28 protein-coding genes are annotated in these 24006 nt (G+C 71.5%); 9 read left to right on the top strand and 19 right to left on the bottom strand.

Annotated features, from left to right (window positions below; all coding sequences use genetic code 11):
• Positions 1 to 142: 142 nt before the first annotated feature.
• The 3 genes from ACZ6S6_RS21275 to ACZ6S6_RS21265 form a co-directional block, all read right to left on the bottom strand.
• Positions 143 to 1396 carry a GNAT family N-acetyltransferase gene (locus ACZ6S6_RS21275; RefSeq protein WP_469706585.1) on the bottom strand — a complete coding sequence of 418 codons (1254 nt, stop codon included), beginning with the start codon at positions 1394 to 1396 and terminating at the stop codon, positions 143 to 145.
• 77 nt (positions 1397 to 1473) lie between these two features.
• Complete coding sequence (locus tag ACZ6S6_RS21270) at positions 1474 to 2469, bottom strand: asparaginase (protein ID WP_362959683.1); 996 nt, start codon at positions 2467 to 2469, stop codon at positions 1474 to 1476.
• Positions 2470 to 2516: 47 nt separating this feature from the next.
• Entirely contained in the window at positions 2517 to 3140 is a 624-nt protein-coding gene (locus ACZ6S6_RS21265) for an RsiG family protein (RefSeq protein WP_362959686.1), read from the bottom strand.
• A 116-nt stretch (positions 3141 to 3256) separates the two neighbouring features.
• Between ACZ6S6_RS21265 and dtd the strand changes: the two genes are divergently transcribed.
• Positions 3257 to 3706: a D-aminoacyl-tRNA deacylase gene (gene dtd, locus ACZ6S6_RS21260; protein WP_469706584.1), complete on the top strand. Its 450-nt coding sequence runs from the start codon at positions 3257 to 3259 to the stop codon at positions 3704 to 3706.
• 43 nt (positions 3707 to 3749) lie between these two features.
• Here the strand turns inward: dtd and ygfZ are convergent, their stop codons facing one another.
• The 6 genes from ygfZ to ACZ6S6_RS21230 form a co-directional block, all read right to left on the bottom strand.
• Entirely contained in the window at positions 3750 to 4718 is a 969-nt protein-coding gene (gene ygfZ / locus ACZ6S6_RS21255) for a CAF17-like 4Fe-4S cluster assembly/insertion protein YgfZ (RefSeq protein WP_362959693.1), read from the bottom strand.
• Between the two features lie 46 nt (positions 4719 to 4764).
• Positions 4765 to 5211 (bottom strand): Fur family transcriptional regulator, encoded by a 447-nt coding sequence (locus ACZ6S6_RS21250; RefSeq protein WP_362959696.1) that lies wholly within the window; start codon positions 5209 to 5211, stop codon positions 4765 to 4767.
• 76 nt (positions 5212 to 5287) lie between these two features.
• Entirely contained in the window at positions 5288 to 5860 is a 573-nt protein-coding gene (locus tag ACZ6S6_RS21245) for a heme-binding beta-barrel domain-containing protein (RefSeq protein WP_362959699.1), read from the bottom strand.
• Positions 5861 to 6122: 262 nt separating this feature from the next.
• Positions 6123 to 7034 carry a hypothetical protein gene (locus ACZ6S6_RS21240; RefSeq protein WP_469706581.1) on the bottom strand — a complete coding sequence of 304 codons (912 nt, stop codon included), beginning with the start codon at positions 7032 to 7034 and terminating at the stop codon, positions 6123 to 6125.
• Positions 7031 to 7918 (bottom strand): hypothetical protein, encoded by an 888-nt coding sequence (locus ACZ6S6_RS21235; RefSeq protein ID WP_469706579.1) that lies wholly within the window; start codon positions 7916 to 7918, stop codon positions 7031 to 7033. Before ACZ6S6_RS21235 ends, ACZ6S6_RS21240 begins: the two co-directional genes overlap by 4 nt.
• Positions 7915 to 8652 (bottom strand): hypothetical protein, encoded by a 738-nt coding sequence (locus ACZ6S6_RS21230; RefSeq protein ID WP_362959707.1) that lies wholly within the window; start codon positions 8650 to 8652, stop codon positions 7915 to 7917. The genes ACZ6S6_RS21235 and ACZ6S6_RS21230 overlap by 4 nt, the downstream gene beginning before the upstream one ends.
• A 171-nt stretch (positions 8653 to 8823) precedes the next feature.
• Between ACZ6S6_RS21230 and ACZ6S6_RS21225 the strand changes: the two genes are divergently transcribed.
• The gene (locus ACZ6S6_RS21225) at positions 8824 to 9186 is read left to right on the top strand and encodes a DsrE family protein (RefSeq protein ID WP_123460672.1); all 363 of its coding nucleotides are present in this window, start codon (positions 8824 to 8826) and stop codon (positions 9184 to 9186) included.
• Positions 9187 to 9199: 13 nt separating this feature from the next.
• On the opposite strand, the gene ACZ6S6_RS21220 is transcribed toward ACZ6S6_RS21225, so the two are convergent.
• The 8 genes from ACZ6S6_RS21220 to ACZ6S6_RS21185 all read right to left on the bottom strand — a co-directional run bounded on the left by ACZ6S6_RS21220 (position 9200) and on the right by ACZ6S6_RS21185 (position 15076).
• Positions 9200 to 9517 (bottom strand): DUF3099 domain-containing protein, encoded by a 318-nt coding sequence (locus ACZ6S6_RS21220; RefSeq protein ID WP_469706578.1) that lies wholly within the window; start codon positions 9515 to 9517, stop codon positions 9200 to 9202.
• Between the two features lie 208 nt (positions 9518 to 9725).
• Positions 9726 to 10013: a DUF1416 domain-containing protein gene (locus tag ACZ6S6_RS21215; protein ID WP_469706577.1), complete on the bottom strand. Its 288-nt coding sequence runs from the start codon at positions 10011 to 10013 to the stop codon at positions 9726 to 9728.
• 147 nt (positions 10014 to 10160) lie between these two features.
• Positions 10161 to 11006 (bottom strand): sulfurtransferase, encoded by an 846-nt coding sequence (locus tag ACZ6S6_RS21210; RefSeq protein WP_469706575.1) that lies wholly within the window; start codon positions 11004 to 11006, stop codon positions 10161 to 10163.
• A 153-nt stretch (positions 11007 to 11159) separates the two neighbouring features.
• Complete coding sequence (locus tag ACZ6S6_RS21205; protein WP_353962123.1) at positions 11160 to 11267, bottom strand: putative leader peptide; 108 nt, start codon at positions 11265 to 11267, stop codon at positions 11160 to 11162.
• A 193-nt stretch (positions 11268 to 11460) separates the two neighbouring features.
• Entirely contained in the window at positions 11461 to 12150 is a 690-nt protein-coding gene (locus ACZ6S6_RS21200; RefSeq protein ID WP_362959720.1) for an LmeA family phospholipid-binding protein, read from the bottom strand.
• Positions 12151 to 12346: 196 nt separating this feature from the next.
• Positions 12347 to 13843, bottom strand: a complete 1497-nt coding sequence (locus ACZ6S6_RS21195; RefSeq protein ID WP_469706573.1) for a hypothetical protein — start codon at positions 13841 to 13843, stop codon at positions 12347 to 12349.
• Between the two features lie 10 nt (positions 13844 to 13853).
• A complete protein-coding gene (locus ACZ6S6_RS21190; RefSeq protein WP_362959726.1) occupies positions 13854 to 14108 on the bottom strand; it encodes a MoaD/ThiS family protein in 255 nt (84 codons plus the stop codon).
• Positions 14109 to 14149: 41 nt separating this feature from the next.
• Positions 14150 to 15076 carry an alpha/beta hydrolase family protein gene (locus tag ACZ6S6_RS21185; protein WP_362959729.1) on the bottom strand — a complete coding sequence of 309 codons (927 nt, stop codon included), beginning with the start codon at positions 15074 to 15076 and terminating at the stop codon, positions 14150 to 14152.
• 302 nt (positions 15077 to 15378) lie between these two features.
• On the opposite strand from ACZ6S6_RS21185, the gene ACZ6S6_RS21180 reads away from it, so the two are divergent.
• From ACZ6S6_RS21180 to ACZ6S6_RS21160, 5 genes are all read left to right on the top strand, one after another.
• On the top strand, positions 15379 to 16182 hold the full coding sequence (locus tag ACZ6S6_RS21180; protein WP_362959732.1) for a response regulator transcription factor: 804 nt from the start codon (positions 15379 to 15381) through the stop codon (positions 16180 to 16182).
• 24 nt (positions 16183 to 16206) lie between these two features.
• A complete protein-coding gene (locus tag ACZ6S6_RS21175) occupies positions 16207 to 17256 on the top strand; it encodes a LacI family DNA-binding transcriptional regulator (protein WP_362959735.1) in 1050 nt (349 codons plus the stop codon).
• Between the two features lie 143 nt (positions 17257 to 17399).
• Entirely contained in the window at positions 17400 to 18551 is a 1152-nt protein-coding gene (locus ACZ6S6_RS21170) for a S1C family serine protease (protein WP_469706571.1), read from the top strand.
• 89 nt (positions 18552 to 18640) lie between these two features.
• Positions 18641 to 19369 (top strand): response regulator transcription factor, encoded by a 729-nt coding sequence (locus ACZ6S6_RS21165; protein ID WP_362959741.1) that lies wholly within the window; start codon positions 18641 to 18643, stop codon positions 19367 to 19369.
• Positions 19366 to 20808, top strand: a complete 1443-nt coding sequence (locus ACZ6S6_RS21160; protein ID WP_469706570.1) for a sensor histidine kinase — start codon at positions 19366 to 19368, stop codon at positions 20806 to 20808. Before ACZ6S6_RS21165 ends, ACZ6S6_RS21160 begins: the two co-directional genes overlap by 4 nt.
• A gap of 12 nt (positions 20809 to 20820) precedes the next feature.
• On the opposite strand, the gene ACZ6S6_RS21155 is transcribed toward ACZ6S6_RS21160, so the two are convergent.
• The gene (locus ACZ6S6_RS21155) at positions 20821 to 21354 is read right to left on the bottom strand and encodes a PIN domain-containing protein (protein ID WP_469706569.1); all 534 of its coding nucleotides are present in this window, start codon (positions 21352 to 21354) and stop codon (positions 20821 to 20823) included.
• 43 nt (positions 21355 to 21397) lie between these two features.
• Positions 21398 to 21844 (bottom strand): helix-turn-helix domain-containing protein, encoded by a 447-nt coding sequence (locus ACZ6S6_RS21150; protein ID WP_362959750.1) that lies wholly within the window; start codon positions 21842 to 21844, stop codon positions 21398 to 21400.
• Between the two features lie 221 nt (positions 21845 to 22065).
• Here ACZ6S6_RS21150 and ACZ6S6_RS21145 point away from each other — a divergent pair, with 221 nt between their 5' ends.
• Together ACZ6S6_RS21145 and ACZ6S6_RS21140 are read left to right on the top strand one after the other, a co-directional pair.
• Positions 22066 to 22251 (top strand): hypothetical protein, encoded by a 186-nt coding sequence (locus tag ACZ6S6_RS21145; RefSeq protein ID WP_469706755.1) that lies wholly within the window; start codon positions 22066 to 22068, stop codon positions 22249 to 22251.
• 309 nt (positions 22252 to 22560) lie between these two features.
• A complete protein-coding gene (locus ACZ6S6_RS21140) occupies positions 22561 to 23880 on the top strand; it encodes an LAETG motif-containing sortase-dependent surface protein (RefSeq protein ID WP_469706568.1) in 1320 nt (439 codons plus the stop codon).
• Positions 23881 to 24006 lie beyond the last annotated feature (126 nt).

The following is a 24006-nucleotide window of genomic DNA, read 5'->3' as shown; positions in this document are numbered from 1 at the left end:
GTAATCAGTACGTAGAAGGCTCGTGCGAAGAAAGCGGTGCCGGCCGCATCCCGCTGCCGGCGATGGCACTGTCGGGCGCGCTGTTCAGAGTGCGGACCCGGTGAGGACGGAGCCGGGCACGCCGTTCAGAACACAGGAAGGATCAGAACACGTCCGGGCACCACGCCCGCCGCCCCGCCCGGAACACCACGTCCGCCAGCGCCGCCGCGCCCGGGGTCAGCTCCTCGACGCGGTCCAGGGCCGCCAGCCGCAGGGCCGACTCGTCGCCCAGGTAGAGCGTCCCCAACTCACCTACGTCCAGCGCGAGGTCCGCGTTGCGCGTCGTCGGGGCGCAGGTGGCTCCGGCCGGGGAGGCGTCCAGGTGGAAGCGGCCGGCGGTGAGGCCGGTGGCGTCGTGGATGTCCAGGACCAGGGAGCCGGGGACCGCGTAGGTGCGGGCCTCCAGTGCGCGTACGACGTCCAGGACGCGCACCCACAGGAAGTCCGCCTGCGTCACCACGCGGGCCGCGCGCGGGTCCGGGAGGAGCAGCGGGAGCAGGTCGTCGGGGGCGCGGTTGCCGGTACGGACCGTGGTGATCCAGTCGACCGAGCAGAGGAAGTGCCACAGCGCCCGCTCCGCCGCGGGGGTCGTCGCGATCATGCTGCGCACCGTCGCCCGGTTCAGCGGCTGCTTGGCGTCGCCCCAGTGGTCGTCGGCGCGGTAGACGAGGAGACCGTCCACGGTGCCCTCGGCGTCACGGTGGACGGCGTAGAACGGCTCGGTCCAGTGGTCGTGCGGGAAGAGCGCCTCGCCGGTCGTCAGGTCCCACCAGCGGTCACCGCGGCTCACCACCCCGTGCTGCCGGGCCCGCAGCCGGTCGTGGAGGGCCGGGCCCAGCTTGCGCACCTCCGCGCCGTCCACCAGGTCGATCCGGCCGCCGTCCGCGGCCGACGTCCCGGACAGCCGGGGGTCGAGCCCCGCCCGGGGTATGTCGATCTCCCACTCGGTGGTCCAGGCCGCGGGACCGAAGCCGTAGCGCCCGTAGATCGGGTACTCGGCGGCGATCAGGGTGGCGGCCACGTCGCCGCGCTCCTTGGCCGCCGCCAGGTCGTTCGCCATCAGCCGGGTGAGCAGCCCGCGACGGCGGTGGGTGGGGGTCACGGTGACGTTGGTGATCGCGTCGGCCGGCACCGTCGCCCCGCCGACGACGGTCAGCTCCTGTGCGAACGAACGGAACGTCGCCACGCACCGGCCGGCGTCGAACACCCCCTGGACGCGGGCCAGATCCGTGTGCGGCAGCCGTCCGGCCACCTCCTCGTCCGAGGGGGTCGGCGGGCGCAGGAAGCCGGTGTTCAAGGCACGCAGCCAGTCGGCGAACTCGGACTCGGTGACGGGGCGGGCCTCAAGGCTGTTCATGCGCTCCACGCTAGACACGGCGGTGCGGGATGTCGCCCGCTTTTCCTGGTGTACGGGGCCGGCCCCGTGCGCCGGCGTCAGAACGCCGCCCGGATCTCCCCCACCTCCGCGGCGCCGCCCAGCAGCGGCGCCCGGCCGATCCGCGACACCACCGGGGCGTCCACCCCGAGCAGCCCCAGCGCACGGGCCAGGACCGGGCCGAGCGCACGGCCAGAGCCGTCGTCGATCTTGAAGGCCAGCGCCCTGCCGTCCGCGAGCGCCACCGCCTGGACCGCCTCCGCGCCCATCTTGGACAGCGCGCCCGGCACCTCGCGCATCAGCCAGGTGTCGGGGCGGCGGGTGCCCGCCACGTACTCGGGGTGGGCGCGCATCGCGTCCGCCACCCGGCGCTCCGCCGTGTCCGGTGCCGCCGTGACGAACGTACGGAACGCCCGCGCGAGACCCACCAGGGAGATCGCCATCAGCGGCGCCCCGCAGCCGTCCGTGCCGACCGCGGCGACCGGTTCGCCCGCCGCCTCCTCGACCACCTGGTGGACCAGCCGCTGGAGCGGATGCGCCGGGTCGAGATAGGTGGCCGGGTCCCAGCCGTTGCGCACGCACACCGCGAGCATCGCCGCGTGCTTGCCCGAGCAGTTCATGGTGATCCGCTCCCGGACGTGGCCCGCGGCGAGATACGTCTCCGCCTCGGCCGGGTCCAGCGGAAGGTCGGGCGGGGTCTGCAGATCGTCGGGCGACAGTCCGTGCTCGGCGAGCATCCTGCGTACGAGATCGAGGTGGAAGCCCTCGCCCGCGTGGCTCGCGGCGGCCAGCGCCAGCCGCTCCCCGGACAGTTCGAGCCCGGCCCGCAGCACGGCCGCGGCCTGCATCGGCTTGTTGGACGACCGGGGGAAGACCGGTGCCGCCGGATCGCCGATGGCCAGTTCGACGCTGCCGTCGGCGGCCAGGACGACCAGGGAGCCGCGATGGTGGCCCTCGACGAATCCGGACCGTACGACCTCGGCCAGCACCGGCGGGGCGGGTGCCGGGCCGGATATGGCGCCGGACGGGGCGGACGGGGCTGCGCTGGAGGTCATGGTGGCCTTCCGGGGGCGGGGCGGGACCCGCCCCCGGAGGGGTTGCCTCAGGCGAGCAGGTCGTCTACTTGTGCTTCCCCGTCACGGTACCTGCGGGCGATCTCCGCACTGCAGCCGTCCGCGGTGCGCTGGAGCCGGTGACGGCGCCGGGAGACCTGCTGCTCGTAGCGGACCAGGCGTCCCATCGCGGTGTGCAGCTCTTCGTCCGTACGGGCGTCGAGGTCGGAGAGTTCGACCTCGGCGAGCGTCTCGGCGGCCAGCTGCCGGTACTCGTCGCTGCGCGGGGTGCTCAGCGTGACGTGCCGGGCCGAGGAGCGGTGCAGCGACGGGGTGTCGGCGAGGATCTCCGAGAGCCGGTCCACCACCGGCGACTCCGGGTCCCGCCGCCGGGCCAGCTCGGCCCGCAGGATGTCGATGCGCCCCTGGACCAGCCGCCGCACATAGCTGAGGTCGGCCTCGTCGCGCTGCGAGTCGCGGCGCAGGGTGCGCAGCTCCGGCAGCCGCAGGGCGCCCAGTTCGGGCGGGGGCGCGGCCGGACCCTCGTCGGAGCCCTGGCCGGTCCGCTGCACGGGTGGGCGCATGGTGCTCGTACTCGTACCCGCACTGCTGTTGACGCCGGCACGCGTGACCGGCACGGTGCCCGGGGACTGCCCGGTTCCATGGGTGCTCATGCTTGTGTCCATCCCCTCGACCGGTGCGTCGGCGCACCGCCTCCGAGCATGGTGCCACTCCGAGGGTGCCGGTGGAGATGCTCTGTACCCGTTCAGCCCAAGATAGGTTGGTCTGTATGCGTGCAGTGGTACAGAGGGTGGACGGCGCGAGCGTCACGGTGGCCGGCGCCGACGGCGAGGGCAGCGGCCCCGCGGTGGTCGGCGAAATCATCGGCGAGGGCCTGTGTGTGCTGGTCGGAGTCACCCATGAGGACACCCCGGAGAAGGCGGCGCAGCTCGCCCGCAAGCTCTGGTCGGTCCGCATCCTGGAGGGCGAGAAGTCCTGCTCCGATGTGAATGCGCCGCTTCTGGTGATTTCGCAGTTCACTCTCTACGGGGACGCCCGGAAGGGCCGCCGGCCCACCTGGAACGCCGCCGCGCCCGGCGAGAGTGCCGAGCCGCTGGTCGACGAGGTGGTCGCGCGGCTGCGGGCGCTCGGGGCGCGGGTGGAGACGGGCCGGTTCGGGGCGGACATGCGGGTCTCGCTCACGAACCACGGCCCGTTCACCGTCATCATCGAGGTCTGACCGGCGGATCGAGGCCGGCGGCCGGAGGGCGGCAGCGGAGGGCCTACGGTTCGACGACCGTCTCCTGGGCCGCCGCCGTGTTCTCCCCCGCCAGCAGCTCCGCGTCCACCGCCACGTTCCGCTTCACCAGGGCCAGGGCGATCGGCCCCAGCTCGTGGTGGCGGGCGGAGCTGGTGATGAAGCCGAGCTGACGGCCCTCGGGCCCGTCCGCGGCGAGCCGGATCGGGGTGCCGTGCCCGGGGAGCAGCACCTCGCTGCCGTCCAGGTGCAGGAAGACCAGGCGGCGGGGCGGCTTGCCCAGGTTCTGCACCCGGGCCACGGTCTCCTGGCCCCGGTAGCAGCCCTTCTGGAGGTGGACGGCGGTGCCGATCCAGCCCAGCTCGTGCGGGATGGTGCGGTGGTCGGTCTCGAAGCCGAGGCGCGGGCGGTGGCCCTCGACGCGCAGCGCCTCGTAGGCCAGGACCCCGGCGGCCGGGCCGTGCTCCGCCGCGTACGCCTCGAGTTCGGCGCGCGGCAGGAACAGGTCTCGGCCGTACGGCATCTCCCGTACCGCGGCTCCGTCCGGCACCGCGGCGATGGAACCGGCCGGCAGGTACACGACCGCGAAGTCCTCGGTGCGGTCGGCGACCTCGACCCGGTAGAAGAACTTCATCGACTCCAGATAGGCGATCAGCTCGCCCTGGGTGTCCGGCTCGACGTGCATCCACAGGGTCTCGCCGTCGTCGACGAGGTACATGGCGTGCTCGACGTGCCCGTTCGCGGTGAGGATCAGGGACTCGGTGGCCTGACCCGGTGCGAGGTCGGTGACGTGCTGGGTGATCAGGAGGTGCAGCCACGCCAGCCGGTCGCTCCCGGTGACGGTGACGACGCCGCGGTGCGAGAGGTCGACGAGGCCGGAGCCGTCGGCGAGGGCGCGCTGCTCGCGGAACAGGTCGCCGTAGTGCGCGGCGACGCCTTCGTCGCAGCCCTCGGCGGGGACTGCACCGGGCAGGGACAGCAGGGGGCTCTTCATACGACCAGCGTACGACTCGGGCCCGCAGATGCTGTCGGGCGACCTCTCAGGCCGGCTTCGCGGACTGCTCCGCCGCCTTCGCCGCGCAGTCAGCGCAGCGGCCGAAGATCGCGAAGTGCTTCATGTCCGTCTCGAACCCGAAGGTGCCGCGCAGCTTCTCGGTGAACTCGGCGACGACGCCGACGTCGGCCTCGATGACGTTCGTGCAGTCCCGGCAGACCAGATGGATGTGGTGATGGCGGTCGGCCAGGTGGTACGTCGGGGACCCGTGGCCCAGATGGGCATGGCTGACGAGGCCCAGCTCCTCCAGGAGCTCCAGGGTCCGGTAGACGGTCGAGATGTTCACGCCGGACGCGGTCCGGCGCACCTCGGAGAGGATGTCGTCGGGCGTCGCGTGTTCCAGCGTGTCGACGGCTTCCAGGACAAGCTGCCGCTGCGGCGTCAGCCGGTAGCCGCGCTGCCGAAGATCGGTCTTCCAGTCGGTGCTCACCACAGGCCCAGTGTAGGCGGGGGCGGCCGCCGTACCCAGCGCAGTGCGGAGTCCGCGGTACGGGGTGACCGTTCACCGGCTACTTGAAGAACGCGATCCCGTCGTCCGGCAGGTCACCGAGGCTCTTCGCCATCGCGGCGACCTCTTCGGGCGTGACGACCTTCTTCAGGTGCGCGGACATGTACGGCCGCAGCTCCACCTCGGGCGTGGACTTCTCGCCGACCCACATCAGGTCGCTCTTCACATAGCCGTAGAGCCGCTTGCCACCGTTGTACGGGCCGGAGGCCGCGGTCCGGGCCACCGCGTCGGTGACCAGGTCGATCTGCGGCTTCTGGTGGGCCAGCTCGCCGTACCAGATCTCGATGACGCCCTGGTCCCGGACCATCACGACCTCGACCTTGCGGTCCTTGTCGATGCGCCAGTAACCGGACTCGGACTCCAGCGGCCGGACCTTCTCGCCCTCGGCGTCGAGCACCCAGGTGTGCGAGACGTACTCCAGGAAGTCCCGGCCGTCGTGACTGAAGGAGACCTCCTGGCCGAAGTTGCACTTCTCGGCGCCGGGGAAGTCGGACACACCCGCGCCCACCCAGTTGCCCAGGAGGAAGGCCAGCGGGACGAGGTCCGGGTGGAGGTCGGACGGAATCTCGATCATGAGCGGCTCAGACGATCTGTGAGGCGGGGGGACGGGGAGGGGCGCGCGTGGAACCGGGGGATCAGCGCTGACCCTCGTACAGCTTCTTCACGGTCAGGCCGGCGAAGGCGAGGGTGCCGACACAGACCAGGACCAGCAGGGTGGTGAAGAATGCCTCAAGCACGGGAGCTCCTTGAACGAGCGGTATGGCAGCAGTACGGGCCGGGCCCCAGCCTAATGGGTGGGGGCCCGGCCCGCCGGTTCGGGGTTTGCCGCGGGGCGGTCAGCCCAGGAGCTGGTTCTGCAGGATCACCGTCTGGTGGAAGGGGACGTGCTCCGTCCCCTCGGCACCCGGGCGGGACTGGACGATCAGGGCGACGGTGTCGCCGGCGATCAGATAGGCCTGCCGGACCTGGGCGGCCCCGAAGGGCTTCGGCTCAAGGGCCACGTAGGACGTGGTGTTCTCCACCTTCCCGCCGCCCGACCAGGTCTCGTCCAGATCCATCTCAGCCGCACCGGACAGCGGATCCCCCGTCGAGGCGCCGATGTAGCGGTCGTCGCGGAACGCGTCGGCGAAGCCCGTCGAGTTGAACTGGAGCAGGTAGATCCGGCTCGACGTGCCGTCCGGCATGGTCCAGCCGCGCGCCGCGATGTGCCGGAGGGCGGACTCCTTCAGCTGGTCGCCGATGCCGGCACGGGAGTCCTTCTCGTACTCGGACACGAACTGTTCCGTGCTGACCCAGCCGCCCGTCAGCTTCTTGTCGGCCGTTGCTCCGGCCGGGGCCGGGAGCAGCAGCCCGCGCAGGTCGGCGTGGTGGATCGCGGCGGTGTTGCCGTCACTGAACGGGCGCGGCGCGCCGGCCGGGAGCGCGGGCAGGCTCAGCCGGGGGAAGTCCCAGCGCCCGTCGTCCTTCGTGGCCAGCCCCGGCACGTCGGTGCGCTCGGTCGAGGTGATGGCGTACGCCGTGCCCGCACCGAACCCGCCGAGCACCAGGACCGCGACGGTCCACCGGGCCACGGCCCGCAGCACCCGGCGCGGGGGGCGGGGCGCCGGGGGCGGCGACGTGGGCGGCGGCGACGTGGGCGGGAGCGGCAGGGGCGGAGCCGTCTCGGGGGTGACGCCGGCCGGGTCGGGGGCGGCGGCGGGATCGGGCGCGGCGGGATCGGGTGCGGGTGCGGCCGTCTGCTCGGTCATACGTACTCCCCCGGGGACGTGATGTGGTCCAGCTGGTCCTTCACCAGTTCGGCGACGGACCCCTTGTCGACGGGCCTGAGGCCCGTAGCGTAGAAACTGAGGGCCATCTCCCCGTCGTACGCCAGGCAGTACATGCTCTCGATCTTGTGCTTGCTGTCCTTGGGCTGGAGGACGCACTTGGCGTTCTTCTTGTGGCCGCTGATCACCGGACCGTCCCTGAAGACGCTGATGGCGTCGAAGAGTTCCACCTGGAAGCCGTAGAGGTCCCGGACGGCCTTCTTGTCCTTCATCCGCACCAGTTCGGTACTGACGATCAGGTCGTTCCCGTCCGACGCGTATGTGCGGATGGCCACGCCCTGGACGTGGAGCTTGTCGATCCGCTTCTCCAGCTCCCGCCGCTGCTTGCCCGCGAGCCCGCGGCTGCCGGCCTTCATCTCGGCGGTGGCCGCGCGGCCGCTGAGCACGCTGTCGTTGCCGTGCGCCCCGTCGTCCGGGCCGAGCCGGTATCCGCCAGGGACCGGCAACAGCAGCTTGCCGAGTCCGGTGGACGCCCGGCCCCGGGAGACGTCGCCGGCCGGGTCCTTGCCGGGACCGTGCGAGGACGCCGCCCAGAGGCGGGTCGTGACCGTGCGGTCGGCGTCGTCGACGGTGACCTTCGTGTACGCGGCCGCACCGGCGACGGCGGCGAGCACCAGCACGACGGGGACCGTCGCGAGGATCACCCGTCGCGCCCTGCCCTTCCGGGCCGGCACGGGGACGGGGTCGGGGACGGCATCGGGGGCGGGGGCAGGGTCGAGGACGGGATCGGGGACGGCGGCGGGCTCGGGTGAGGGGCCGGAGGCGGGCTCGGGCAGCGGTGCGGGTGTGGTGGCGTCGTCGTTCACAGGCGCTCCAGCTGTCTCTCGGCCAGCGTCCGGATGTCCTTCTTGCTGATCGGTCGGGTGTCGAACAGATTGATCTCGGCCATGACGTCGCCGCGGTCGAAGACCGCTCTGGCCCGGTAGAGCGGCAGGTAGCCCGGCTTCAGCTCGGCCTTGTACACGTAATAGCGGCCGTTGAGGCTGCCCTTGATCGCGTCGCCGTCGTAGCCCGCGCCGTCCTTCTTGCCGGGCATGTACGAGCGCTGGTCCGCGGAGTGCTCGGCGGCCCCCGTGCCGCTGCCGGAGCGGAACTGCACGAGCAGGACCTCGGCCGTGCGGTACTCACCCTTCTTCCAGGCGGCAGCCGCGATACGGCGGACGTCGGCCCCCACGAGGTCGCTGAACATCAAGTCCTCCTCCTTGAAGTCGAGCGCGTAGTCCTCCACCTCCATCCAGCCGTCCTGCACGGACAGCCTTTCCTTGTTCTCGCTCCAGCCCGCGGGCCTGGGGATGAGCAGCTTGCGCAGATCACCGTCCGTCCGGACCCTGCGGTCCTGCGTGGCCGGCAGCGGATCCGGCACCTGGTCGGCGGCCGCCGCCTTCGCCGGATACGCCAGACCCGGCTGCGACAGCGCGCCGAGCGGGGTCGGTGCCCGCCCCGCCTGTACGCCGTAGCCGACAGCGGTGCCGCCGGCGATCCCGAGCACCGCGGCGGCGGCGACGATCAGAGTCGTACGCCCGCGCGCGCGTCGTTTCACCGCGCCCGGTCCCGGAACTGGAGTCACTCCGCCGGGCTCGTCGGGAATGGTGTCATTCGGATTCAAAATGGGTCCCCCCAGAGACCTGAAGCGCAGGTTCCGTCACCCGCGCACCCAGCTGACCTGCCACTCACCGTCCAGGTTGTGCGCCGGAGGATTACAGTTCGGCATATGCCGAAGAAGCTCGTGATCAAGGTGACCGCAGGTGCCGACTCCGCCGAGCGCTGCTCGCAGGCGTTCACGGTGGCGGCGGTCGCCGTCGCCAGCGGCGTGGAGGTCTCGCTCTGGCTGACCGGGGAATCCGCCTGGTTCGCGCTGCCGGGGCGGGCCGCCGAGTTCGAACTGCCGCATTCGGCGCCGCTGCCGGATCTGATCGAGTCGATTCAGGCGGGCGGCCTCATCACCCTCTGCACCCAGTGCGCGGCCCGCCGCGACATCACCGAGCAGGACGTTCTGGAGGGCGTACGGATCGCCGGCGCCCAGGTCTTCGTCAGCGAGATCATGGCCGACGGCGTCCAGGCCCTCGTCTACTGACGGCTCCGGTCCCTCACCGGCGGCGCTTCTTGCCGTCGAGTTCGTCCCACCACTCGTCGGACTCCGGGTCGCCGGTGGGGTTCACTTTGCCCGACTGGTTCACTTTGCCCGACTGGTTCAGGGGGCCCGGGGGCGGATCGTCCCACCAGCGGTCCTCCGGGCCCTTCCGGTTGGCCACGATCGCCGCGACGGGCGGGATGACCATGGCGATCACACACATGATGATGGCGGCCGGAACCGACCAGAGCCTCACGAAGGCCCAGGCCGAGACGAAGAGGGCGAGACATCCGCCCATCATCAGGAAATATGCGCGACGACGTCGGGCGTACATGAGTCCAGCGTAGGCCTGATCCGCCCGCTCAGCCGGTCCTGGAGCGGGCGGGGCGGCAGCACGGGACGACACCCGAACGGCGCGAAGGGCCGTACCCCGGTTCAGTGGGCGTCCAACCCCCTGGGGTACGGCCCTTCGGCCCGTTCTCGTCAGCCGCGGAGCGGCGGCAGCCGGTGAACTGCTCCGGTGACTGCTCCGGTGACCGCTCCTAGACGGCGATGGCCACCTCGGAGAGGCCGCCCGTCTGTGTCACGACCGTGCGGTCGGCGCTGCCGCCCGGAACGAGGGCGCGCAGCGTCCAGGTGCCCTCGGCCGCGTAGAAGCGGAACTGTCCGGTGGCCGAGGTCGGAACCTCGGCGGTGAACTCACCGGTCGAGTCCAGCAGGCGGACGTAGCCGGTGACGGGCTCGCCGTCGCGGGTCACGCTGCCCTGGATGGTGGTCTCACCGGGCTTGATCGTCGAAGCGTCGGGGCCGCCGGCCTTTGCTCCACACATGGTGTTCTGTCCTTCTGATCGGGGGTCATGCCGGTCTGGTTCGTGCCGGTCCGGTGCGTGCCGGCCGGTAAGTCCCGCGATTTTCCGGGGACTCACCGATCCGATTCGCGCGAAGAGCTACTTGTCGGCGAACTACTTGTCGACGAACTACTTGTTGGCGCCGAGCTCGATCGGCACGCCCACGAGGGAGCCGTACTCGGTCCACGAGCCGTCGTAGTTCTTGACGTTGTCGACGCCGAGCAGCTCGTGCAGCACGAACCAGGTCAGGGCCGAACGCTCACCGATGCGGCAGAGTGCGATGGTGTCCTTCGCCAGGTCGACCTGCTCGTCCTCGTAGAGGGCCTTGAGCTGGTCGTCCGACTTGAAGGTGCCGTCGTCGTTGGCGTTCTTCGACCACGGGATGTTGCGCGAGCTCGGCACGTGGCCGGGGCGCTGCGACTGCTCCTGCGGGAGGTGGGCCGGGGCGAGCAGCTTGCCGCTGAACTCGTCGGGCGAGCGCACGTCGACGATGTTCTGGTTGCCGATCGCGGCGACGACGTCGTCGCGGTAGGCGCGGATCGACTCGTCCTGCGGCTTGGCCTTGTACTGGGTGGCCGGGCGGGACGGGATCTGGTCGCCGTCGACCAGGTCGCGGGAGTCGAGCTCCCACTTCTTGCGGCCGCCGTCGAGCAGGCGGACGTCCTGGTGGCCGTAGAGCTTGAAGTACCAGAACGCGTAGGACGCGAACCAGTTGTTGTTGCCGCCGTACAGGACGACCGTGGTGTCGTTGCCGATGCCCTTGCCGGACAGCAGCTCCTCGAAGCCCGCCTGGTCGATGAAGTCGCGGCGGACCGGGTCCTGGAGGTCCTTGGTCCAGTCGATCCGGAACGCGTTCTTGATGTGGTTCTTCTCGTACGCGGAGGTGTCCTCGTCGACCTCGACGATGGCGACCTTCGGGTCGTCGATGTGGGCCTCGACCCAGTCGGCGTCTACCAGGACGTCACTGCGGCTCATTGTGTTCTCCTCCGGGGCAGTCTGCGGCGAGATGGTGCGAGATGGTGCGGGATGCGGATGTACGGGAGCCGGTTCGGCGCGTGCACAGAGGCATCGGGATGGCCCCGACGAACGGTCGGAGGGCCGGGAATGCGGGAAATCGACGGATCCCGCTCAGACAGTGCGACAGAGCATGGCGGCGACGCGGCACAGGTCCACTGCCCGCCGCTTCGTGAGATCCGCCCGTCCCCGCTGTGGGAGACCGCTAATAGAGCACTGCATGGGACCGATCGTAGGGATGTACGGGCGGACATGTCACCGTTGTGTCGCATATTGAGACACGATCGTCCACCATGCGGGACAGAGGGGGTCTCGCACCCTCTCCCGGGCCGCTCCCCGGAGCGCCGCGCCCGCCGGACAGCTGGGGAACGGACATGGCCGTCTCAGTATGTGGCGCGGCCGGTCGCGGCGGGAGTCAGCCGGCGAGCGAGACGTCGGTGCCGGTCACCGAGATCTCCAGGCCCGCGGCTGTCGGCTGGATCTTCTCCAGCTTCAGTCCGTTCGGCAGTCCGCCGACCTCGCGCTCGAAGTCGGCCTTCTTGCGCACCATGCCCTCGAGTCCGGGGATTCCCTCGCCCGGCACCTTGTCGGCGTGCACCCGGACGGTGTGACCGTCGACCAGGCTGACGGTGGACAGGACGCTGCGCGAGATCGTGCGGCCGAGGATGTCGACCGCGCCGGTCACCTTCACCTTGCCGTTGCCGCCGTACTCGACGGCGACGTCCGCACTGGCCGCCTTGGTGAGGTCCGCGTACGAGATGACTGCCGTGCCGGTCGCCCGTGCGGCGGTGGCGCCGGAGAAGCCGTCGGTCAGCCGGACCTGGTGCAGTTCGGCGTTCATCCGGCTGATCCGGAGCGTGTGGCCGTTCGCGCTGGTCTCGATGCCGGTGATCTTCACGTCGACCTCGTCGAGCTCCGATCCGGCGACCTGGGTCAGGAACGGGAAGCCCTTGATGTCGACGTCCGTCGAGCCGATGTCCGTACCGGAGACCTGCACCCGGTCCGCGACCCGGGACTCGGCGAAATACACCGCCGCGCGGTCGACGGCGATGAACACGCCGGCCAGAACCACCACTATGACCAGCAGTATTCGCAGTGCACGCATGACTGTCCTCCCCACCCGCGTCCGTTCGGACCCCTGGCGCCCGTGAGCCTACTGCGGCCGCACATCACGCCCCGGGTGATCGACGAGCGGAAGCCCCCCATCGGTTCCCCGTGGAGGGCTTCGGCATCTCTGTGACGCGTGAGACGTGACGCGATTCGCGTGACGGGTCTCGTGTGCGTGACGGGCTCTGTGACGGTTACGAGATCGCGCGGCCGATCAGGTACACGGCGGGCGCGGCCGCGGTGAGCGGCAGCGCGACCCCGGCGGTCATGTGCACGAAGCGTGACGGGTAGTCATAGCTGGCCACCCGCAGCCCGATCAGCGCACAGCCACCGGCGGCGAGGCCGAGCAGCGCGCCCTTCGCGCCCAGATCGGTCACGGCACCCGCCGCGGCACCGGCACCCGCGGCGACGACCAGCGCCGCCACGACGGAGGCCGGTCCGGGCAGCGGCAGCGCCCGTGCGAGCACCGCGAGGGCGACGGCGACCCCGCCGACCGTCACGGCGTCCGGGACCGCCGCGAGGTGCCCGGCGGCCAGGACCGCGAGCGCGGCCGAGGCGACGGTGGCCATCAGCCCCTGCATCCGCTCGTCGGCGCCCGCCCGGCTGCGCAGCTGGAGGACGACGGTGAGCAGCACCCAGACACCGAGCGTGCCGAGGATCGCGGCCGGCCCGTTCTCCCGGCCCGCGGCCAGCAGCACCACATCGGCGACGAGACCGCCGGCGAACGCGAGCGCGATGCCCTGCCGGGCCGGCCACATGCCGTTGAGCCGGAACCACCCGGCCGCGGTCACCGCCTGGAGCAGGACCAGCGGGACGAGCAGGGCGTACGAGCCGATGGCCGCACCGAGCGCGAGCAGCAGCCCGAGCCCCGCGGTGATCGCGGCCGGCTGCATTCCGGGCGCGATGATCGGCGAACGGCCCTCGGCCCGTGCGCGCTGGGCGTCCGTGACGCGGCTGTTGCCCAGCGTGGTGGGCGCGCTGTATCCGTCGTCCTGCGCGGCGCCCGGGGCGGCGGCCACCGGCTCGGGCACGGGCGCGGCGGGATGAGCCGCCGGGACCTCCGGGGGCAGCGGGTACGCGCCGGACGCGCCCTGCGGCAGCAGGTGGGTGTTGTCGGCGGCGGGCCGGACGGGCTCGGCGGCCTGCGCGGGCTGCACCGGCTGCACCGGCTGCTGCCTCGGCTGGATGGTGGGCTGGTACTGGGTGTCCCAGGTCTGGCCCTCCCAGGTCTGCGCGACGCCCTGCTCTCCGGCCGGCCAGTCGTCCCCGGCCGGCGGTGCCTGGAAGGGCTGGGGTGCCTGGAAGGGCTGAGGAGCCGGGTGCGGCTCGTGCGACTGCAGCGGCTGCGGCTGCGGCTGCGGCTGCTGTGCGGCCTGGCGGGGGTGGGTGTGGTGCGCGGCCTGGTAGGGCTGCTGTACGGCCTGCTGCGGCTCGTACGTGCCCTGCGGCATCTGCGGTGCGTACGGCGCCGCGCCGCCCGCGTAGGGAGCCTGCTGCCCGTAGGACGGTTCGCCGTACGGCTGACCGCTCTGGGGCTGACCGCCGTAGGGCGGCTGCTGCCCGTACGCGGGATCCGGGTAGGCCGGGTCCCCGTACGCCTGGTCCCCGTACGGCCGCGGCTCCTGGCCGTACGGCTGATTCGGCTGCTGCGGCTGATTCGGGTACGGATGCTGCTGATCGCTGCTGCTCATGTTCTGCGGTTCACCCTCCTGCGAACGGCGGGAGCACCTCGACCGTGCCGCCCTCGGCAAGGCGTACGGTCTCATGGCTCCGGGTCCCGACGGGGTCACCGTCGATGAGGAACGAACACCTTTGCAGCACTCGGGTCAGCTCGCCGGGGTGCTTCTCGCGCACCGCGTCCAGCGCCTCCTTGAGCGTCGCGGCGGTGTACGGCTCCTCCGCCGTTCCGGCAGCGGCCTTGGCGGCTGCCCAGTAACGGATCGTTCCCGCGGGCATGGCGGCGCTCCTCTCGTCTCGCGTCGGCTGTCCATCATCGTTCACCGCGTCATCGGCCCGTCGCCCAGTCGGCGGTGCGGGCTCGCCCAGTCGGCGATGCGGGTGAGCAGGGCCTCGTCCGCCGCGTTCTCCGCGTGCCCCATGCCGCGCTCCAGCCACAGCTCAGCGGCCCCGTCCGCCGCGTCGGCCAGCATGCGCGGGTGGTCGAGCGGGAAGTACGGGTCCTTGTCGCCGTGCACGATCAGCAGCGGCGCCGGGGCGATCCGCGGGACCGCCGCGACCGGGGAGAGCGGGACCGGGTCCCAGTCGTTGCGGTCGATCCGGGTCCGGAGGCCGTACCGCCCGACCAGCCGGCCGGCGGGACGGGTGACCACCCAGTGCAGGCGACGCATCGGGGCCGTACCCCGGTAGTACCAACGCGCCGGGGCGCTCACGGACACCACCGCATCGGCATATGCCCCCTCACACGCTTCCGTGCGCCCCCTGCGCACCGGAACGGACCGGGCACCCTCGCCCTCCGCCGCGGGATCCGTATACAGGGCCCCGTGCCGGAGCACCACGGAACCGCCCATGGAGAACCCGACCGTAACGACGCGCCGGTGCCCGAGCGACCGCGCCCAGGCCACCGCGGCCGCCAGGTCCAGCACCTCGCGGTCGCCCACCGTGGACCGTCCGCCGGAGCCGCCGTGCCCCCGGAAGGAGAACGTGATCACGGCCGCACGCTGGGCGAACACCTCCACGGCGCGCCGCACCGCGGGGCGGTCCACCGACCCGGTGAAACCGTGCGCGACGACGATCGCCGTACCGGCGTCGCCCGGCTCCGCGAACGCGCCGTCATCCGCTGTACACGGGTCGTACACCGCCTCGATCCGGACACCGTCATCGGCCCGCAATACGGTCCGCGACGGCCCGCGCGTGATCAAGGGAACAGAGAGACCGCGAAATCGCCCCTCGGACACAGAACTCATGTGGGCTATTCTGCTGGGAAGAGGATCCGGGCAATGCAGCCCCCGGGTCCTTTTGTGCTTTCCGCGCGTTGTTACGGAAACGTTTCGACAAGCTCAGCGGCCCTGGGCGCGGGGCCGGACCCGTAAATCCCGTATGACGAAACGTCGTACGGCACCAGACGAATAAGCGTACGAAGCAGTGCCGCATACTCCCCCGGGCCCCGCCCGGGAGTGCCCCTCTCGCAGGGAACGAGGAGGACCGACGTAATGGGCGAGCCAACCGTGCACGATCATCGACCGACGACCCAGGCAGGTGGGCGGCGATGAGTTCACTGCTGCTCCTGACGAATGCCCTCCAACCGTCGACGGAGGTGCTCCCCGCCCTCGGCCTCCTGCTGCACAGCGTGCGGGTGGCGCCCGCCGAAGGCCCCGCTCTCGTCGACACACCGGGTGCCGACGTCATCCTCATCGACGGGCGGCGCGACCTGCCTCAGGTCCGCTCGCTCTGTCAGCTGCTGCGGTCCACCGGACCCGGCTGTCCGCTCGTCCTCGTCGTCACGGAGGGCGGCCTCGCGGCCGTCACCGCGGACTGGGGGATCGACGACGTACTGCTGGACACGGCGGGGCCCGCCGAGGTCGAGGCGCGGCTGCGGCTGGCCACCGGCCGGCAGCAGATCACCTCCGACGACTCCCCGATGGAGATCCGCAACGGCGATCTCTCGATCGACGAGGCGACGTACAGCGCCAAGCTCAAGGGCCGGGTCCTGGACCTGACCTTCAAGGAATTCGAACTGATCAAGTATCTGGCGCAGCACCCGGGCCGGGTCTTCACCCGCGCCCAGCTGCTCCAGGAGGTCTGGGGCTACGACTACTTCGGCGGCACCCGCACGGTCGACGTACACGTCCGGCGACTGCGCGCCAAGCTCGGCCCCGAGCACGAGTCGCTCATCGGCACCGTCCGCAACGTGGGCTACCGCTTCGTGGCCCCGGAGAAGGTGGAGCGGGCCGCCGCCGAGGAGGCCAAGTCGGCCGCCGCGAAGGCGGCCGCCGAAACCCTCACCCGTTCGGAGCAGCCGGAGGTAACCGAGGTCTCGGAAGAAGCCCCGGTCCGGCCTGCCACGAGGTAGGTCCATCCGCGTAGACTGCCGCGCGTGGCCAAGGTGACGCGGGACGATGTGGCGAGACTGGCGGGGACGTCGACAGCGGTCGTCAGCTATGTCATCAACAACGGACCCAGGCCGGTTGCCCCGGCCACGCGCGAGCGGGTGCTCGCCGCGATCAAGGAGCTGGGCTACCGGCCCGACCGGGTCGCCCAGGCGATGGCCTCGCGGCGGACCGACCTCATAGGGATGATCGTGCCGGACGCGCGGCAGCCGTTCTTCGCGGAGATGGCGCACGCGGTCGAACAGGCCGCCGCCGAGCGCGGGAAAATGGTGCTCGTCGGCAACTCCGACTACCGCGACGAGCGCGAGGTCCACTATCTGCGGGCCTTCCTCGGTATGCGGGTCTCCGGACTGATCCTGGTCAGCCAGGGCCCCAGCGAGCGGGCCGCCGCCGAGATAGAGGCGTGGGACGCCCGGGTCGTGCTGCTGCACGAGCGGCCGGAGGCCATCGACGACGTCGCGGTCGTCACGGACGATGTCGGCGGCGCCCAGCTCGCCACCCGTCACCTGCTGGAACACGGCAACGAGTACGTGGCGTGCCTCGGCGGCGTGGAGTCGACCCCGGCGGTCGGCGACCCGGTCGCCGACCACATCGAGGGCTGGCGCCGGGCGATGCACGAGTCGGGGCGGTCCACACAGGGCCGGCTCTTCCAGGCCCCGTACAACCGTTACGACGCCTACCTGGTGGCACTGGATCTCCTCGCGGGGCCGGACCGTCCCCCGGCGATCTTCTGCGCGACGGACGACCAGGCCATCGGGGTGCTGCGGGCCGCGCGCGAGCTGCGGATCGATGTGCCGGGCGAGCTCGCGGTGGCGGGCTTCGACGACGTGAAGGAAGCCGGACTGACCGATCCGCCGCTCACGACGGTCTTCTCGGACCGCCCGGCGATGGCGCGGGCGGCCGTGGACCTGGTGCTCGACGACTCGCTCCGGGTGTCCGGCTCGCGGCGGGAGCGGCTGAAGCAGTTCCCCTCGGCGCTGGTGGTCCGGCGCTCCTGCGGCTGCGGCGAGCCGCCGGCGGCCCAGGTCCTGTCCTGAGTCGCGTATGCCCGATACAAGAACCCGCCGGAACGGATCCTCATCCCGCCGGCCGGGGTCCTTATATCGGGCATACGAGGTTCTGCCGGGCTTCTCAGGGCGTCCTCACGCTCCTCTCATCTTCGCTGGACACTCTTCTAGACATGACAGAGAGCCAGCGCCCGAGCGGCGAGTACCCGATGTACCCCTCGTACGGCAACGGCGACGCGGCCTACCCGCCGCCGCCGTCATACCAGCCCGCGCAGCCGGCGGGCTCGGGCGGCGGTGACCCCGCGTGGCCCGCGCCCGGAACCCCCGACGGGTACACCGGCGGTGCGGGCCACGGCGGCGGTGACCCCGTGTGGCCCGCCCCCGGGCTGCCGCAGCCCGCGCCCGAGCCGCCCGCCTCCCGGCGCCGGGCCCGCCGCCCGGTCGCGCTGCTCGCGGCGGTGGCCATCGCGGCGGCGATCGTCGGCGGCGGCACCGCCACCGTGATCGGGCAGCTCACCGACCACGGCACCAACAGCACCGGCAGCGGCGTCATCCCGGGCACCACCGTCTCGCAGAGCAGCAAGGGCACCGTCTCCGGTGTGGCCGCGGCCCTGTCACCGACGATCGTCGAGATCAGCGCGACCTCGACCGCGGGCCAGTCCACCGGCTCCGGCGTGATCATCACGTCCGACGGCGAGATCGTCACCAACAACCACGTCGTCGCGGGCTCCTCCTCCGTCAAGGTGACGCTCAGCACCGGCAAGACGTACACCGCCGATGTCGTCGGCACCGACCCCGACAAGGACCTCGCGCTGATCAAGCTCCAGGGCGCGAGCGGGCTGAAGACGGCCACCCTCGGCGACTCCTCCAAGATCGCCGTCGGCGACCAGGTCGTCGCGATCGGCTCGCCCGAGGGCCTGACCGGCACCGTCACCAGCGGCATCGTGTCCGCGCTCGACCGGGACGTCACGGTCGCCAAGGAGAGCGACAGCGGGCAGAGCCAGGGCCAGGGACAGGGCGGTCAGGGCGGCGGACAGCAGTGGCCGTTCGAGTTCGGCGGGAAGCAGTTCAACGGCGACACCGGCGACTCCACCACCACGTACAAGGCGCTCCAGACCGACGCCTCGCTCAACCCGGGCAACTCCGGTGGCGCGCTGATCAACATGAGCGGCGAGATCATCGGCATCAACTCCGCGATGTACTCGGCGAGTTCGTCCGAAGGCTCCGGCAGCTCCGGCGCCGGCAGCGTCGGCCTCGGCTTCGCCATCCCGGTCAACACCCTCAAGGCCGACCTGGACACCCTGCGGGCCGGCGACAGCTCCTGATCCGCGCCACCGCGTCCGGGCCGTGCGAGGCTGAGAAACTGGAGGGCAGCGCCGCAGCCCGTACGGACCGAGAAGAGGACGAAGCAGCGATGAGCCCCGCCGAAGACGATCCGCAGCGCATCCTGATCGTCGACGACGAGCCCGCCGTGCGCGAGGCCCTGCAACGCAGTCTCGCGTTCGAGGGCTACGGCACCGAGGTCGCCGTCGACGGTCTCGACGCCCTCACCAAGGCGGAGTCGTACGCCCCCGACCTCATCGTCCTCGACATCCAGATGCCGCGGATGGACGGGCTGACCGCAGCCCGCCGCATCCGCGCCACGGGCACCACCACGCCCATCCTGATGCTCACCGCCCGCGACACCGTCGGGGACCGCGTCACCGGACTCGACGCGGGCGCCGACGACTACCTGGTCAAGCCCTTCGAGCTGGACGAGCTGTTCGCCCGGATCAGGGCCCTGCTGCGCCGCAGTTCTTACGCGGCCGCGGCGGGCGACCTTCCCGACAACAACGTGCTGGCCTTCGCCGACCTCCGGATGGACCTCTCCACCCGCGAGGTCAGCCGGGGCACCCGCCGCGTCGAGCTGACCCGTACCGAGTTCACCCTGCTGGAGATGTTCCTCGCGCACCCGCGCCAGGTGCTGACCCGCGAGCAGATCCTCAAGGCGGTCTGGGGCTTCGACTTCGAACCGAGCTCCAACTCCCTGGACGTGTACGTGATGTACCTGCGCCGCAAGACGGAGGCGGGCGGCGAACCGCGCCTCGTCCACACGGTGCGGGGCGTGGGATACGCGCTGCGGCCTGGCGGGGGCGAGGGGTGACGGGGCCCCTGCACCGCTTCCGCGCCCTGCCGCTCCGCTCCCGGCTCGCGCTGCTGGTCACCGTGGCGGTGGCCGTGGCGGTGGCGGCGGTCGCGGCGGCCTGCTGGTTCGTGACGAAGGCGCAGCTTGAGGAGCAGCGGGACACGACGCTGCGTTCCACGAAGGTCGACAACGAATACCTGACCGGCCTGTACCAGTACTGCACCGGCATCAGCAAGCAGCCGACCCAGCCCTACACGGGCTTCACCGTCCAGCTCATCGACGCCCAGGGGACGGCCTGCACCGCCCCGGACTCCTCCGCGCTCCCGGTGACCGCGGCCGACCTCGCGGTCGTCAACCACGAGCGGAGCGGGGTGCTTCACTCCGAGGTCGATGCCAACGGGGTGAAGATGCGGGTCTTCACCTACCGGGTGACGGTGACGGTGTCGCGCGGGCCCAGTCTGCCGCGCACCGACCTCGACCTCGGCGTCTCCGTCGCCCGCCCGCTGAGCGAGATCGACAAACCCCTCTCCACCCTGGCCTGGGTCCTCCTCCTCGTCTCCGGCATCGGAGTCGTCGGCGCCGGCGCGGCGGGCCTCTGGGTCGCCCGGTCCGGGCTGCGCCCGGTCGACGAGCTCACCGAGGCCGTGGAGCACGTCGCCCGCACCGAGGACCTCACCGTCCGCATCCCGGTCGAGGGCGAGGACGAGATCGCCCGGCTCTCCCGCTCCTTCAACTCGATGACCGCTTCCCTCGCCACCTCCCGCGACCGCCAGGCCCAGCTGATCGCGGACGCGGGCCACGAACTGCGCACCCCGCTCACCTCCCTGCGCACCAACGTGGAGCTGCTCGCCCGCAGCGACGAGACGGGCAGGGCCATCCCACCGGACGACCGCAGGGCGCTGATGTCCTCGGTCAAGGCCCAGATGACCGAACTGGCCTCGCTCATCGGAGACCTCCAGGAGCTGGCCCGCCCGGACGCCGCCCAGCCCGGCCCGCTCCAGGTGGTCGCCCTGCACGACATCACCCGCACCGCCCTGCGACGAGCCCGCCTGCGCGGCCCCGAGCTGACCATCACGGCGGAGCTGGCCCCCTGGTACGTACGCGCCGAACCGGCCGCGCTGGAGCGGGCGATCGTCAACGTCCTGGACAACGCGGTGAAGTTCAGCCCGAATCGCGGCACGATCGACGTGGTCCTGCACCGGGGAGAACTGACGGTCCGCGACCACGGACCGGGAATCCCCGAGGACGAACTCCCCCACGTCTTCGAACGCTTCTGGCGCTCCCCGTCCGCCCGCCAGCTCCCCGGCTCCGGCCTGGGCCTGTCGATCGTCGCGCGCACGATCCAGCAGGCGGGCGGCGAGATCGCCCTGCTCCCGGCGGACGACGGCGACGGCACTGTGGCGACGATCCGCCTCCCGGGGGCGCCGCAGCCGCCGCCGGACGCGCCGCTGGGGTGAGGGGGCGGGGATTCAGAGGCGACGCCGGAACTCCGCTGCGAACTGCGGAGTTCCTCCGGCGGCCAGGCGGTCCAGCAGCCCATGCACATCGCGCGGTTCGCGCCGGTAGCTCTGCGCCTGAGTCCGCAGTACCCCGAACACGTCCACCGGAGCGAGGTCGAGCAGGTCCAGCAGAAAGTCGTCGGGCCTCAGCACTTCGATCTCGTACGGGTCCGCCGCGTCTGCCGGGAAGTCCCTCACGTTCAGCGTGACCACTGCATGCGCCTGGCCGCGGACAGCCGCAGCCAGCACATGACGGTCCTTCGGATCGTTGGTCATCGCGGGTATCAGCTTGCCGTAGCCCGTCACGAGGCTGTCCGGAAACGCCCCTGCCATCGTCTCGACCAGGGCCTTCGCCTTCACCGTAGACACCATGCCTGCGATGTTTCGCCTCAGCTCTTCCAAGATCTCGGCCGACCACAGCGGCTCATACAGCTCCGCTTCGGCCATCCTCAACAAGGTATCTCTGAGGTAGTTCGGAAAGAGGACGCAGGTGTCCAGGACCACGCGCTGCACATCGCTCCCAGGTGACTCGAATGTCCTGTCGGGTTCAGCTGCCGTAGAGGCCGGCGTCCTCTGTCTGCTCGATCAGTTTGTCGAGCCCTCGGCTTCTTTGGGTACGACGCTTCTCCTTGTACTCGAGCACATCAGCCAGCAGCACTCTGCGGTGCCGTCCCGGCCGTGAATAGGGCACCTCGCCCTCGTCCAGAATCTTGACGAACGTCGGTCGGCTGACACCCAGCAGATCTGCGGCTTCCTGTGTGGTCAGCGTTGTGTTCACCGGAGCGACCGTGACCGCCTTGCCCTCCGACAGCGCGCGGACGACCAGCATCAGCGCTTCGTAGACCTCCGGGGGCAACGTCTTCGTCGAGCCGTCCGGGCCCCGCAGCAAGGCAGGCTCCACCGCCTGTGGGGTCCGGTCCAGGAACGCACAGAGCTCCGCGATCTCCGCGCGGTGCTCAGGTAGCAGAGTTCGGTCTTCAGCGGTGCTGTGCATGGCTTTCTCTCCTTTGAAGATGAGCCCAGCATCGCACAATTCGAAAGAAACGCAAACGACTGCGCCTCCTCCAACCGCTCCGCCGGCGCCCGCAGGCCCGCCACGGCCTCGGCGGCGTCGGCGCCTGATCCGGGTCGGTCAGCCACTGGATCACCACGCCGCTCATCAGCGCGAGCCGCACCGAACCGACCCCCCGCACATCCGCCTCAACCCACTCATTGATGGCCGCGAACAGCGCCTCCGGCCTGGGCCTGTCGATCGTCGCGCACGGTCCAGCGGGCGGGCGGCGAGATCGCCAGCTCCCGGCGGACGACGGCGACAGCGAGGCACGGCACGGCGACGGCACGGTGGCCACGATCCGCCTGCCGGGGGCACTCAAGCCATCGCCGGACGTGCCGCTGAGGTGAGGGGGCGGGGCCGGGTCCGCCGGGCCGCGCGAGCCACTGACGTACTCGGATCACCGCAGCTCAGCGCGGCCCCCGAGGACCCCTCGTGGGTTTCGTCACAACGAAAACACCGGAACGGAGGGCAACTGCGCCCTTTGGTGCCGTCTGTCCGCGCCGGTCGGCGGAAACAAGGCGCGGAGCACCAAAAATTGCACCCCGCCGACTCCGGCGACCGCCATAACATCTCCACAGCCGCCCGCGTGATCCAGCCGCTGTGGCAGGCGCCCACCTGCATTTCGCTCCTTTTCGGACCCGGACCCAAGGGCTCATGTGAAGATTCGCCGTATTCTCGCCACTGCCGTGGCTGTCGCCGTGACCACCCCCGCCGTACTGCTCTCCGTCACCCCCGCGTTCGCCGACGCCAAGCCGGCGGCGCGGACGCAGGCCAAGCCGACGGTGGAAGAACTCGAAAAGGCCGCGGCCGAGGCCCAGAAGGCCTACGACAAGGCCCTCGCCGCGAAGACCGCCGCCTACGAGGTGGTGAAGGAGGCGCTCTCCGACACGGCACCGCTCGCCGTGGCCGCCAAGGCCGCCAAGACGGCCGCGGACGAGGCCGGCGCCGCGAAGACCGCCGCCGACCAGGCCGTCACCGACGCGAAGGCCGCCCTCGACGCGCTGCCCGAATCGGCCACCCAGGAGGAGCGGGCCGCGGCCACGACGGCCGTCACCGAGGCCGAGGCCGCCGCCCTGACCGCCGCCACCGCCAAGACGGCCGCCGACACGAAGGCCAAGGAGGCCGGCGACGCCTCCGACGACGCACGGGTCGCCGCTGCCCGCGCCTACTCCCTGGTGCAGAAGGACCTGGCGGACGCCCTCGCCGCGAAGACCGCCGCCGACGAGGCCCTGGCCAAGGCCAGGGAAGAGGCGAACGAGGGCCAGGACTGCGTGGCCGCGCCCGGTCTCACCACCGTCCTGACCGGCGTTCCGGACTCGATCACCGCCGGTACGACCACCGCGCTCTCGCTCCGGGTGAGCAACCGCACGGACAAGGCCATGGACGACGTCCTCGCCTACGCCAACGTGCACGCCACCGACACGAGCGGCCTCAAGGAGACCGACAAGCTCCTGCGCCTGCAGTGGTCCACGGCGTCCTCCCCGAAGTGGCACAACGTCGGCGGCGACCACCACATCAACGGCCTCGGCCCGCTGAAGGCCGGCACCCACACCGACGTCAAGCTGCGCCTCACGGTCGACGCCACGGCCCCGGCCGGCAACGGTGCCGTCTTCGTGACGGCCGACTACACCAACGAGAACGGCTCCTGCGGGGGCAACCCCGACATCATCGCGTACGACTTCGGGGTCAAGGCCGCGAAGCCGAAGCCCGGCAAGACCGGCGACACCGACCCCGACCCCGGCACCACCGGCACGGGCGGCACGGGCGGCACGGGCGGCACGGACAGCTCGGACGGCTCCGGCCCGAACGCCCAGGGCACGGCGTCGAACGACCCGGTGACCACCGGCGGCAGCCTCGCCGCGACGGGTTCGTCCTCCACCACCCCGCAGCTCGCCCTCGCGAGCGGCGCGGCCGTGGCGCTCGGCGCCGCGGCGATGTTCGTCGTCCGCCGCCGCCGGACGGGTTCCCAGGTCTGATCAGCGAAACGGAAAGGGAGGGGTGGGGGGGGGGGGGGGGGGGGGCCCCCCCCCCCCCGGGGGGGGGGGAGCCCCCCCCCCCCCCCCCCCCCCCCGGGGGCCCCCCCCCCCCCCCCCCCCCCCCCC

It is taken from the genome of Streptomyces sp. NPDC048671 (assembly GCF_055587045.1).
This window is presented reverse-complemented; position numbering and strand designations above follow the sequence as displayed.